The organism is Rhizobium sp. NXC24 (assembly GCF_002944315.1).
Lineage (GTDB): Bacteria > Pseudomonadota > Alphaproteobacteria > Rhizobiales > Rhizobiaceae > Rhizobium.
In genome coordinates, this window is record NZ_CP024314.1 from 2,040,404 (window position 1) to 2,053,357 (window position 12,954).

Below are 12,954 nucleotides of genomic sequence, written 5' to 3' on the forward strand. Positions count from 1 at the left end.
ACCGAAAAATGCATGAATTCATAACCGCCTTCGTGGCTTTCGTCACCTTTCACTCGATCCCCGCCATCCCGGCCATCCGCGGGAGCATTGTCCAGCAAATAGGCCGGCCGGCCTATTTGCTTGTTTATTCCGCGGCATCGATCGCGGCACTGATATGGGTATTCCGTGCCGCACTGGCTTTGGACTATATCCCGCTCTGGGACTTTCAACCCTGGCATGCCGGAGTGACATTTGTTCTGGCTCCAGTCGGGTTGTTCCTGGTCCTCGGCGGGCTTCTGAGCCGTAACCCATTGTCGGTATCCATGCGCACAGCGGGACAACCCGGAGCGATCGTTCGCATAACACGCCACCCGGTCCTTTGGGGATTCGCGCTTTGGGCAGTCGGTCATCTGGCCGCGAATGGCGACTTGCGCTCCCTCCTGCTTTTTGGAGGATTCGCGTTCTTTTCGCTCGGCAGCATTCCGATGGCGGAGATGCGTGCCAGGCGTCGCTTGGGAACGACATGGAACAATTTTGCGGCTCAGACTTCTATCGTGCCCTTCGGCGGTCTTGCCCGCGGGAATAGGTTGAGTGTCGACGCGCCGATGCTGATTGGCGCGATAGCGGCGGCCGCCCTCACCATTTGGCTGCTTCTCTGGGGCCATCGCTTCCTTTTTGGCGCCGACCCGCTGTCGATTTTCATGTAAGGCGCTGGCCTTCGTAAACTGGGCGCTTACGAAGGACGAAAGGTCGCAACGATTGCCGGGTCAGTTTCGATGCGGCCGGCGCCGATCAAATCAAGACAATAGGGCACCGCCGGAAACACTGTGTCCAGGCAAAGGCCGATCGATGACGGTTTTCCCGGCAGATTGATGATCAGGGTGCTGCCGCGTATGCCGGCCGACTGTCGAGAGAGAATTGCCGTAGGCACGCTCTGGAAACTCGCCCGTCGCATGACCTCGCCGAAGCCCGGCAACTCCTTTGTGATCACGGCGCGAAAGGCTTCCGGCGTCTCATCCCGTGCAGACGGACCGGTTCCGCCGGTCGTCAGGATAAGATCGGTCCGCTCTTGATCGCAGAATTCGATCAGCGCCTCGCGGACGCTTTCGAAACCGTCGGGGATTATCTTCGAAATGGCTATCCACGGCGATGTGATCGCCCGATTCAGCCAATGCCGGATCGCCGGGCCTCCGAGATCGTCATATTCGCCGCGGCTTGCTCGGTCGGATATGGTGAGGATGCCAATGCGGACCAAGGGATCAGCCTCCAAGCACGGACATATGACGGGCAAGCGTCGGCGTTCCGCGCCGGTCGATTCTGAAATCATGGCCGCGCGGCTTCGCCTTGATGGCCGCGTCGATGGCCGTGTGCAGCGCTTGGTCAGATTCGAACCCGCGCAACGCTGGACGCAGATCAATCTTGTCCTCCTGGCCGAGGCAGGTATAGAGCACGCCGGTCGCGCTGACGCGTACGCGATTGCAGGTCTCGCAGAAGGAATGACTCATCGGCGTAATGAAGCCGATCCGTCCGCCAGTCTCGGCCACACGGACGTAACGCGCCGGCCCGCCGGTACGTTCGCGTATGTCGGTGAGCGTCCAGCGCGTCTCGATCAGCCGCCTAAGATCGGTCAGCGGCAAATATTGATCGGTCCGGTCCGCGCCAACATCCCCAAGCGGCATGGTCTCGATCAGCGTCAGGTCCATGCCGCGGCCATGAGCGAAGGCGATCAGGTCATGGATCTCGTCTTCCGTGACGCCTTTGAGCGCAACGGCATTCAGCTTGACGGCAAGGCCCGCGTCCTGTGCCGCCTGCAATCCGTCCATCACCACACCAAGGCTTCCTCGCCGCGTGATCTCCCGAAAGCGCGTCGCGTCAAGTGTGTCCAGGGAGACATTCACACGCCGAACACCCGCGCGCGCCAAAGCTTCGGCATACTTGGCAAGCAGCGTTCCGTTCGTCGTAAGTGTCAGTTCCTTGAGCGCTCCTCTCGTCAGATGTCGCGACAACGCTTCGAACAATGTCAGGATATCCTTACGCACTAAGGGTTCGCCGCCGGTGATGCGGATCTTCGAAACACCGCGCGCGACAAAGGCCGAAGCCAAACGATCCATTTCCTCCAGCGTCAGCAGATCCCTACGCGGCAGGAAGGTCATGTTCTCGGCCATGCAATAGACGCAGCGCAGGTCGCAGCGGTCGGTTGCAGACAGCCTGAGATAGGTGATCCGGCGACCGAAAAGATCGGTCAGTGGGCAGGACGAGGCATTGGTGACAAAAGATGCAGTCATGCCGCCGCCCAGGACAAAGCCTTTTCGAGAATGGCGCGAAGGGCTGAAAGACCCGGATCCTCGGCGCGGTTCATGATGCCGATCAATTGAACGAAATGATCGTCGGACGCCGTCTCCATGAAAGAACGGACGACCATGGCGAGATAGGCCGCCGGTTCCACTGCTTCCAAACTGGCCGCCTCTTTGAGCCGATCTGCGAGGCCCTCCATCCCGAGCGTCTCAATGACCGTCGCCGCGGTTTGAGGATTGTCGAGCGAGGCAATAAGTGTTCCGAACATGCTTTTTCCTCACTGCACCAAGGGTGTTGTGGCACCTTCAAGAGCAATCCCGCGGATATCGGCGCGCCCGATGAGCAGCGAAATATACTGCGCGGTCGCCTGTCGGAGTACATGCTCCTCCAGATAGCGGGCAATCCGATCCCTGACCGCCTCGAATGGCAGACGCCTGCCCTCGATCCTCCTCACCAGTCGGATGAGATGGACACCGTAGCGCGTCTCAACCGGGGCCGATATCTCCCCTGGGGTAAGCCCGGCTAGCGCTGCCTCGAATTCCGGTGTCGTTTCCCCGGGGCTGATCTGGCCGAGGCTGCCGCCGACTTCCCTGGATGAGCAGTCGGAACAATCCCTGGCGAGGGCAGCAAAGCGCTCCGGCTGCTCCGCCAGAACGGCAGCAAGCGAGGCAACTCTCTCACGGGCTTCACCAAAAGCGGCGCCATCCTCTCTTCTTGCGGCAATCAGGATATGATCCGCCTCGTAGAGCGGCGGCGTGACAAAGCGTTTGCGGTTGTTCTCGTAGAAACGAACCAGCATTTCATCGTCCGCCTTCGGAGTTTCCACTTCGCGTTCGACGAGCGCGCGCAGTAACGCATCCTCTTCGGTCTCCACCCGTCCGTCCGCGTCTCTTTGCGGTTCGGCGGTCAGGCCGAGGCGACTTGCTTCCTGCATCAGCAACTGACGGATGACGAGCGCCCGCGTTGCCGCATACCAAGCCGCACCAGGATTGACGGCAGGAAAATTCTGCGTCTCCGCGGCGATGTCCTTACGGGAAATCGAAACTCCGTTGACGCTCACCGGCGGCATGGTGAGAGGTTCGGACGATCCATTGCGGGCCGATGCAGACACATGCTCATGCCGATGGTTATGGCCCTCATGGGCGCGCGCTGCCGTGCGATCGATGACGATAGAAACCATGTTTATCACTCCGCCGGATGCCTATAGGAACGGGCCGGATGCCGCTCCCGCGTGAAACGGCTGCGCACGACCTGATACCCCGGGCGGCCGAGATACCAGATCGGTGCGCTCCAGACATGGACCAGCCGGGTAAAGGGAAACAGCAGAAAGATCGTCATGCCCAGCAACAGATGCATCTTGAAGATCGGATGCACGTCCGCAACGTAAGCGGCCGAAGACGGCTGTAACGTCAGGATGCCTTGCACCCAATTCATGAACTTCACCATTTCATGACCGTCCATATGGCCGAGGGACACAAAAATCGTGGAGAGGCCGAGCGTCAGTTGCAGCCACAGAATGAGCAGGATCGCCATGTCGCCGAAGCTCGAAGTGGCTCGGATGCGCGGATCGAAGAACCGGCGATGGGCTAGAAGGGATATCCCGACAAAGCAGGCGATGCCGGCGATGCCGCCGACGACGATCGCGAGCCCCTGCTTGAAGCTGTGAGCGATACCGAGCGCATCGAAGACGGCAATCGGCGTGAGCAATCCGCCGGCGTGACCGAAGAAGATCACCAGTATGCCGACGTGAAAGAGGTTCGAGCCCCACCGCAACTGGCTGCGACGAAGCAACTGAGAGGAGCCTGTCTTCCAGCTATATTGTTCGCGGTCGAAACGGATCAGGCTACCGAGCAGGAACACTGTGAGGCAAAGGTACGGATACCAGCCGAAAAACACGGAATTGATGGTCTCGGACATCATCGTTCCTCCTTCAACGGGCATTGGCGCGCACGTCGCGACGTGCTGCACGGAGACGGGTCTGAAGCCGTTCGCTGGAACAGCTATCCATTCCACCGCTTCCAGGGCCAAAGGTGACAGCCGTCTCCTCCCATTCCGAGTCGAGCGCGGCGAGATCACCAACCAATGCTTCGCCGGCATCGGCGTTGGAGATTTCGGCAGATGCACCCGCCATCACACGGATCGCGGTCAGAACGGCAGCATATGGAGAATTCCGGGACAAAAGGCGTTCTTCGAGCGCTCCCAGAATGTTGGCGGTCTCGGCAAGAAGATTCAGCGCCTCTTTGCGTGGTCTCGTCGACAGATATTCCAAGAACAGCGGGAGATAGTCCGGCAGTTCGTTGGCAGCGAGTTCCAGCCCGCCTTTCTCATAAAGCGAGGCGAGATCGACCATAGCCTGACCCCGATCCCTGCTCTCGCCATGCACATGCTCGAAAAGATGCAGCGAGAGGCGGCGTGTTCTGTCGAAGAGTTCGACGTAGCGCTCCTGCAACTCAAAAAGATCGAGCGAGGCAAGATCGTCGAGAAGCGGCCGAAGCGACTTTGCGGCGGGAGCCGGCAGGAGCCCTTCGGAGACGATCGCTCCTTCGATTTCTGACACCGCGGCGCAAAGCTCCTCCGTCGGATAGGTTAGAAGAGCGGAAAGCGCCCGAAAAGTGAGAATCCCCTGTTCTACGGCCATCATGCGATCTCCATCGGGTTCGATGCCTTCTTCGTCTGCTTGGTGCCAAAGAGATTGGTTTCGCTCGTGCCGCCGGAGCAGCCATTGCCGAAGGAGAAGCCGCAGGAACCGCGCAGGTCATAGGCGTCTTCGCTCCATTCACGGCGCGCGGTCGGAATGACAAAGCGATCCTCATAGTTGGCAATCGCCATGATCCGGTACATGTCCTCAATGTCGGCCCCTGTAAGCCCGACCTTCTCGGCAACGCGCTCATCGATGCGGCCGTCGATGGACTTGGCTCGCATATAGGCCCTCATGGCAAGCATGCGCTCGAGAGCCAGCGCCACGGGTTCCTCGTTGCCTGCGGTCAAGAGGTTGGCGAGATATTGCAGCGGGATGCGGAGGCTCCGCACATCCGGCATGTCACCGTCGAGGCCCATCTTGCCGGAAGCAGCGGCCGACTGGATCGGAGAAAGCGGCGGCACGTACCATACCATTGGCAGCGTGCGGTATTCCGGGTGCAGCGGGAACGCGACTTTCCAGTCCATCGCCATCTTCCAGATCGGCGACGTGCGGGCCGCCTCGATCCAGGTCTCCGGCACGCCGTCGGCGCGCGCTTGCGCGATCACCTTCGGGTCCTTCGGATCCAGGAAGAGATCGAGTTGTGCCTGATAGAGGTCCTTTTCGTCGGGAACGCTGGCCGCCTGCTCAATGCGGTCGGCATCATAAAGAAGGACGCCGAGATAGCGGATGCGGCCCACGCAAGTCTCCGAACAAACGGTCGGCTGGCCTGCCTCGATGCGTGGATAGCAAAAGATGCACTTCTCCGATTTTCCGGACGACCAGTTGTAATAGATCTTCTTGTAAGGGCAGCCGGAAACGCACATGCGCCAGCCGCGGCACTTATCCTGATCGATCAGAACGATGCCATCCTCTTCACGCTTGTAGATGGCACCCGACGGACAAACGGCCGCGCAAGCCGGGTTGAGGCAGTGCTCGCAAAGCCGCGGCAGATACATCATGAAGGTATTTTCGAACTCCCCGTAGATATCCTTCTGGACCCCTTCGAAGTTCACGTCCCTAGAACGTTTTTCGAACTCGCCACCAAGAATTTCTTCCCAGTTCGGACCCCATTCGATCTTCTCGATGCGCTCTCCGGACACGAGCGACCGTGGCCGGGCTGTAGGAAAGGCCTTCGATTCCTTCGCCGTGTGCAGATGTTCGTAGTCGAAGGTGAAGGGTTCGTAGTAGTCGTCGATTTCGGGCAGATCCGGATTGGCGAATATATTGGCCAAGATGCGCCATTTCGCGCCAATCTTCGGCTCGATCTTGCCGTTCCGCTTGCGCCGCCAGCCGCCGTTCCACTTCTCCTGGTTTTCCCATTCGCGGGGATAGCCGACGCCGGGCTTGGTCTCGACATTGTTGAACCAGGCGTATTCGACGCCTTCACGGCTGGTCCAGACGTTCTTGCAGGTGACGGAACAGGTGTGGCAACCAATGCATTTGTCGAGGTTCAGCACCATCGCGATTTGTGCACGGATCTTCATTCTGCGGCCTCCTTCGGCGCCTTGGTTGAATGCAGCGGCCCCTCAAGCCAGTCGATATTGGACATTTTGCGCACAACGATGAATTCGTCGCGGTTGGCGCCTACGGTTCCATAATAGTTGAAGCCGTAGGCGAGTTGGGCATAGCCGCCGATCATGTGGGTGGGCTTCAGCACCGCGCGTGTCACCGAATTATGGATGCCGCCGCGATTGCCGGTCATCTGCGAGCCAGGCGTGTTTATGATCTTTTCCTGCGCATGATACATCAGCATCATGCCCTGCTTGATGCGCTGGGAGACAACGGCGCGCGCAGTCAGCGCCCCGTTTGTGTTGAACACTTCCACCCAGTCGTTGTCGATGATACCCGCAGACTTCGCGTCCAGTTCGGAAATCCACACGACCGGCCCGCCGCGATTGAGGGTCAGCATCAGCAGGTTGTCGGTATAGGTGGAGTGAATGCCCCATTTCTGATGCGGCGTCAGGAAATTGAGGACAATTTCCTTGTTTCCGTTCGGTCGGCGGTCCTTGACGGCCGCGATCGTCTTCAGGTCGATCGGCGGCTTCCAGGTGACGAAACCTTCGCCGAAGGCCCGCATCCAGAGGTGATCCTGATAGAGCTGCTGACGGCCGGTAAGCGTGCGCCAGGGGATCAGCTCATGAACATTGGTGTAGCCGGCATTGTAGCAGACCTTCTCGCTCTCGATGCCCGACCATGTGGGCGATGAAATGATCTTGCGCGGCTGCGCCTGGATATCGCGGAAGCGGATCTTTTCGTCTTCCTTGGGAACGGCGAGATGGGCATGGTCGCGGCCGGTTGCCGCAGACAGGGCATCCCAGGCCTTCACCGCCACCTCCCCGTTGGTCTCCGGTGCGAGCATCAGGATGACCTCAGCCGCATCAATGTCGCTCTCGATTTTCGGCAGGCCCTTTGCCGCACCCTCCGAATGCACGCCGTTGAGTGCCCCAAGCGCTTCGACCTCGTGTTGCGTCTGCCAGTTGATGCCCTTGCCGCCATTGCCGACGGATGTCATCAGCGGCCCGAGCGCCGTGTATCGTGCATAGATATTGGGATAGTCGCGCTCGACGACGGCGACGGACGGCATCGTGCGGCCTGGAATGGCTTCGATCTCGCCATGCTTCCAGTCCTTCACATCGAAAGCCTGGGCCATCTCGCCGGCACTGTCATGCTGGATCGGTGTGAGGACGACGTCCTGTTCGATGCCGAGCACCTCCGATGCAACCCGTGAGAAGGTTTTGGCGAGGCCCCTGTAAATTTCCCAGTCGGAACGAGCTTCCCACGCCGGGTCGACCGCCGCCGACAGCGGATGGATAAAGGGATGCATGTCGGATGTATTGAGATCGTTCTTTTCGTACCATGTGGCGGTCGGCAAGACGATATCCGAATAGACGCAGGTGGTGGACATGCGGAAATCGAGCGTCACCAACAGGTCGAGCTTGCCGCGCGGCGCCTCGTCGTGCCAAACGACCTCCTTGTTGCGCACCGCGCCTTCCGTCCCGAGGTCCTTGCCCATGACGCCGTTTTCGGTTCCAAGCAGGTGCTTCAGGAAATATTCGTGCCCCTTACCGGAGGAGCCAAGCAGGTTCGAGCGCCAGACGAACATGTTGCGCGGCCAGTTCGCGGGGTCGTCGGGGTCGTGGCAGGACAGTTCCAGCTCGCCGGACTTGAGTGCGCCGGCGACATAATCCTTTGGCGCCAGCCCCGCGGCTTTCGCCTTTGCGGCGATGTCGAGCGGATTTTGCTTGAGCTGAGGCGCCGACGGCAGCCAGCCCATACGCTCAGCCTTGACGTTATAGTCGATGAAGCTTCTGCTCCAGTCGCCTTCCGGTGCCGTCGGCGACAGGATCTCCTCCGCCGTCAGTGTCTCGTAACGCCATTGATCCGTGTGCGCGTAGAAGAAGGAGGTAGAGTTCATATGGCGGGGCGGCCGGTTCCAGTCGAGCGCGAAGGCCAGTGGCGTCCAGCCGGTCTGTGGGCGCAGCTTCTCCTGCCCCACATAATGCGACCAACCGCCGCCCGACTGGCCTATGGCGCCGCAGAACACCAGGAGATTGATGATCCCCCGGTAGGTCATGTCCATATGGTACCAATGATTGACGCCAGCGCCGAGGATCACCATCGAGCGACCGTTGGTCTTTTCGGCATTGGTGGCAAACTCGCGCGCAACGGTAATGATCGCATCACGCTTCACCCCGGTGACACGTTCCGCCCAGGCCGGCGTAAACGGCATGTCCTCGTCATAGCTGCGAGCAACGTTGGCGCCGCCGAAGCCGCGGTCGAGACCGTAATTCGCCATCATGAGGTCATACGCGGTCGCGACCGTCACCGGCTCGCCACCCACACCGGCGATGGTACGGACCGGAACGTTGCGGGTCAGGATTTCGTCATGTGCAGTCGCAACGAAATGTTCGGTGGCACGTCCGCCGAAATAGGGAAAATCGACCGCCCTGATTTCCGCCCCGTCCCCTGCAAGCGTGAGCTTGAGGCGGATATCACGACCGTGGCCATCCTTCTCCTCAAGGTTCCATTTCGCCTGTTCGCCCCAGCGGTAGCCGACCGAACCGAGCGGGGCGACCAGATCACCGGTATTCTCGTCGATGGCAACCGTCTTCCATTCCGGATTGTTGGTCTCTCCGAGCGCGCCTTTGAGCTCCGAGGCGCGAAGCAGGCGCTCAGGCACCAGCTTGCCGTTCCGCTCGGCAAGACGCACCAGGAACGGCATGTCGGTGTAGCGCCGCGTATAATCGTCGAAATAGGGAACCGAACGATCGAGATGGTATTCGCGCAGAATGACATGGCCCATGGCAAGCGCCAGCGCGGCATCCGTTCCCTGCTTTGGATTGAGCCAAATATCGCCAAACTTGGTCGCCTCGGCATAGTCCGGGCTTACGACAGCGCTCTTGGTACCCTTGTAACGGACCTCGGTGTAGAAATGGGCGTCCGGGGTACGGGTCTGTGGTACGTTCGAGCCCCAGACGATGATGAAGCCGGCATTGTACCAGTCGGCCGATTCCGGCACATCCGTTTGCTCGCCCCAGGTCTGCGGGCTTGCTGGCGGCAGATCGCAATACCAATCATAGAAGGACATGCAGACGCCGCCGAGCAGCGACAGATAACGTGACCCGGCTGCATAGGAAACCATCGACATGGCGGGAATCGGCGAGAAACCGATGATGCGGTCGGGGCCGTGCGCCTTGATCGTGTAGGCATTGGCGGCGGCGATGATCTCGTTGACTTCATCCCAGGTGGCTCGCACAAAGCCGCCATGGCCGCGGATCGAGATGTAGGACTTTCGCTTTTCTGCGTCTTCCGCGATCGAAGCCCACGCAGCGACCGGCGACATGGTTTTCCGTGCCGTGCGCCAGAGCTTCAGCAGCCGGCCGCGGATCATCGGATATTTCACCCGCGCACCGGAGTAGAGATACCAGCTATAGGAGGCGCCGCGGGCACAGCCCCGCGGCTCGTGGTTCGGCAGGTCGGGTCGCGTGCGCGGATAGTCCGTCTGCTGGGTCTCCCAGGTGACGATCCCGCCCTTGACATAGATCTTCCATGAACAGGAACCCGTGCAATTCACCCCATGGGTAGAACGGACGATCTTGTCGTGCTGCCAACGCTTGCGGTAACCGTCCTCCCAGGAGCGGTCCTCGCTGGTGACGATCCCATGTCCGTTTGAGAACTGACCAACATTCTTGCGAAAGAAGGTCAGACGGTCGAGGAAGTGCGACATATATTTCTCCCTGTTATTCGGCCGCGGCGGCTTGGCCGGCGGTGCGGCGCTTGCGCCGCTCGATGTCATGAAGAAGGCCGCCCTTGCGGGTGTAGACGACCCAGGTGAGGACAAGGCAGCTCACGTAGAAGACGAGAAAGGCCCAGAGCGCTGTCTCGGCGCTGCCGGTCAACGCGATCGAGGTACCAAAGCTCTTCGGAATGAAGAAGGCTCCGAAAGCGGCAATCGCCGAGGTGAAGCCGGTGATGGCGGCCGCCTCCTTCTCCCCTTGACGACGACGCATTTCGGCGTCGGCACCCGGCATCAGCCGCTCCATCTCCCTGGCGCTGATCGCCGGTATCATCTGGAAGGTGGAGGCATTGCCGACGCCAGTGGCGAAGAAAAGGACGAGGAAGCTGGCAAAGAAGCCCCAGAAGGCACCGGGCTGCTCCCTCATGCCCGTGAACCACAGCACGCCCGCAACGCCGGCCATCATCAACGCGAAGACCCAGAAGGTGACGCGCGCGCCGCCATAGCGATCGGCAAGCCACCCGGTAGCTGAGCGCGAGAGCGCGCCGACCAGCGGTCCGAGAAAGGCGAACTGCAACGCATTGATCTCCGGAAACAACATCTTCGACAACAACGGGAAGCCCGCGGAATAGCCGATGAAGGAGCCGAACGTACCGGTGTAGAGCCAGCACATGATCCAGTTGTGTTTCCGCTGGAAGATGATTGCCTGCTCTGCGAACGAGGCCTTGGCCGAGGCAATGTCATTCATGCCGAACCAGGAGGCGCAAGCCGACAGCACGATGAAGGGCACAAAGAAGAAACCGGCATTCTGCAGCCAGAGCGGCGCAACTCCGGCTGTGCTGGCTGCCATTTGAGGTGTACCGCCGAGCGGCCCGAAGAGACCTACTGCAATGACAAGCGGCACGGCGAACTGCACGACGCTGACACCAAGATTGCCAAGTCCGGCATTGAGCGCAAGCGCGTTGCCCTTCTCCGATTTCGGGAAGAAGAAGGAGATATTGGCCATGGAAGAGGCGAAATTGCCGCCGCCGAAACCGCAAAGCAAGGCCAGGATCAGGAATACGACATAAGGCGTTTCGGGATGCTGCACGGCGTAACCGATGCCCACCGCCGGGATGATGAGTGACCAGGTGGTGAGCGTCGTCCAGAGCCGGCCGCCGAAGATCGGCACCATGAACGAGTAGAAGATCCGCAGCGTAGCACCCGACAGGCCCGGCAATGCGGCGAGCCAGAAGAGTTGGTCGGCGCTGAAGGTGAAACCCGCGAGCGGTAGCTTGGCGACCACGACCGACCAAACCTGCCAGACGGCAAAGGAGAGAAGCAGCGCCGGGATTGACAGCAAGAGATTTCGGCGAGCGACTGCCCGGCCGATCTTCTGCCAGAACACCGGATCTTCGGGGCGCCAGTCGGTCAGCACCGCCTTGCTCGGACGGGTCTGAACCACTGGTTCAGGCAATCCCTGCATTTCCGGGAAGGGCGGCAACCGAGAAAGGGGCACGCCGGCGGCCCCGCGTTCCATCTGGCGGATCGCAAGATGCATCCAGACGAGCGCACCGCCGACAAGCACGAAGAGCGCCATAAAGCAACTCGTCCACAGACCCGTTAAGTCGAGCAGCACGCCGAAGAGGATCGGCAGGACAAAGCCGCCGAGGCCCCCGATCATACCTACGAGGCCACCGACCGAGCCAACATGGTTCGGATAGTAGGCTGGAATGTGCTTGTAGACGGCTGCCTTGCCGAGCGCCATGAAGAAGCCGAGCACGAAGATCGTGACGACGAAGCCGCCAAGGCCCATTTCAAGGTGGAATGAGGTCGTACCGTTTGCGCCGTGGACCACGTAGTCGGTCGGCGGATAGGACAGTATGAAGGTCGCCGCTGTGCAGACAAGGAAAGTCCAATAGAGGACGCGGCGCGCGCCATAGGTGTCCGACAGATGACCGCCATAGGCGCGCAACAGGCTCGCCGGCACCGAGAAGAAAGCGGCGATCATGCCTGCAGTCTCGATATTAAGGCCATAGACCTTGATCAGGTATTGCGGCAGCCAGAGTGCCAGTGCGACGAACGCACCGAACACAAAGAAATAGTAAAGTCCGAAGCGCCAGATCTGCACATTCTTGAGCGGTTCGAGTTCGAGCCAGGCGCTCGTCGGCCGGATGCCGGAGCGACGTCGCTCGACGGTTACCGGATCATCCTTGGTGGTCAGCCAGAACAGAATAGCCATGACGGCAAGTCCGGCGGCCCAAATCTGCGCGACCGCCTGCCAACCGAAGGCGACGAGGACGAAGGGAGCAAGGAACTTGGTGACGGCCGCGCCGACATTGCCGGCGCCGAAAATGCCGAGTGCGGTTCCCTGTTTTTCGGGCGGATACCAGCGCGACACATAGGCAACACCGACGGCGAAGGAGCCGCCTGCGATGCCAATCCCAAGCGCTGCCACCAGCATCTGCGGGTAAGTGTGCGCGTAAGATAGCAGGAAAGTCGCGGCCGCACCGGCGAGCATGGTTGCGGTGAAGACGAGCCTCCCGCCGTAAAGATCGGTCCAAATGCCAAGCAGGACGCGGATCAGCGCGCCGGTGAGGATGGGTGTGCCGACCAGAAGCCCGAATTCAGTTTCGCTTAGTCCGAGTTCCTGTCGGATGCGGATGCCGATGATCGAGAAGATCGTCCACACCGCAAAGCAGGCCGTGAACGCCGCTGTGCTCATTCCCAAAATTTGACCGGCCTTGGGTCGTGCCGTTTCCTGTGTCATGGGCTGCCCTCGATG

Annotated in this window: 10 protein-coding genes; 1 reads left to right on the top strand and 9 read right to left on the bottom strand. The window is 60.4% G+C overall.

All coding sequences use genetic code 11. From position 1 onward, the window contains the following. Window positions 1-8 precede the first annotated feature (8 nt). Window positions 9-686, top strand: a complete 678-nt coding sequence (locus tag NXC24_RS33475; RefSeq protein WP_104827549.1) for an NnrU family protein — start codon at window positions 9-11, stop codon at window positions 684-686. A gap of 26 nt (window positions 687-712) precedes the next feature. On the opposite strand, the gene mog is transcribed toward NXC24_RS33475, so the two are convergent. Genes mog through NXC24_RS33520 form a run of 9 tightly spaced genes read right to left on the bottom strand, consistent with a single transcriptional unit; the run spans window position 713 to window position 12,939 of the window. Beyond that, window positions 713-1,234 (bottom strand): molybdopterin adenylyltransferase, encoded by a 522-nt coding sequence (mog, locus tag NXC24_RS33480; protein ID WP_245464122.1) that lies wholly within the window; start codon window positions 1,232-1,234, stop codon window positions 713-715. Between the two features lie 4 nt (window positions 1,235-1,238). Further along, the gene (moaA, locus tag NXC24_RS33485) at window positions 1,239-2,264 is read right to left on the bottom strand and encodes a GTP 3',8-cyclase MoaA (protein WP_104827551.1); all 1,026 of its coding nucleotides are present in this window, start codon (window positions 2,262-2,264) and stop codon (window positions 1,239-1,241) included. Continuing rightward, window positions 2,261-2,542, bottom strand: a complete 282-nt coding sequence (locus NXC24_RS33490) for a hypothetical protein (RefSeq protein ID WP_104827552.1) — start codon at window positions 2,540-2,542, stop codon at window positions 2,261-2,263. Before NXC24_RS33490 ends, moaA begins: the two co-directional genes overlap by 4 nt. A 9-nt stretch (window positions 2,543-2,551) precedes the next feature. Continuing rightward, window positions 2,552-3,454, bottom strand: a complete 903-nt coding sequence (locus NXC24_RS33495; RefSeq protein WP_104827553.1) for a peptidylprolyl isomerase — start codon at window positions 3,452-3,454, stop codon at window positions 2,552-2,554. Window positions 3,455-3,459: 5 nt separating this feature from the next. Continuing rightward, a complete protein-coding gene (narI, locus tag NXC24_RS33500) occupies window positions 3,460-4,191 on the bottom strand; it encodes a respiratory nitrate reductase subunit gamma (RefSeq protein ID WP_104827974.1) in 732 nt (243 codons plus the stop codon). Window positions 4,192-4,204: 13 nt separating this feature from the next. After that, window positions 4,205-4,915 (bottom strand): nitrate reductase molybdenum cofactor assembly chaperone, encoded by a 711-nt coding sequence (gene narJ, locus NXC24_RS33505; protein WP_245464123.1) that lies wholly within the window; start codon window positions 4,913-4,915, stop codon window positions 4,205-4,207. Continuing rightward, window positions 4,912-6,438 carry a nitrate reductase subunit beta gene (gene narH, locus NXC24_RS33510; RefSeq protein WP_104827555.1) on the bottom strand — a complete coding sequence of 509 codons (1,527 nt, stop codon included), beginning with the start codon at window positions 6,436-6,438 and terminating at the stop codon, window positions 4,912-4,914. The genes narJ and narH overlap by 4 nt, the downstream gene beginning before the upstream one ends. Further along, window positions 6,435-10,181 carry a nitrate reductase subunit alpha gene (locus tag NXC24_RS33515; protein ID WP_104827975.1) on the bottom strand — a complete coding sequence of 1,249 codons (3,747 nt, stop codon included), beginning with the start codon at window positions 10,179-10,181 and terminating at the stop codon, window positions 6,435-6,437. Before NXC24_RS33515 ends, narH begins: the two co-directional genes overlap by 4 nt. A 13-nt stretch (window positions 10,182-10,194) precedes the next feature. Then, entirely contained in the window at window positions 10,195-12,939 is a 2,745-nt protein-coding gene (locus tag NXC24_RS33520) for an MFS transporter (RefSeq protein ID WP_158704610.1), read from the bottom strand. Between the last annotated feature and the right edge of the window lie 15 nt (window positions 12,940-12,954).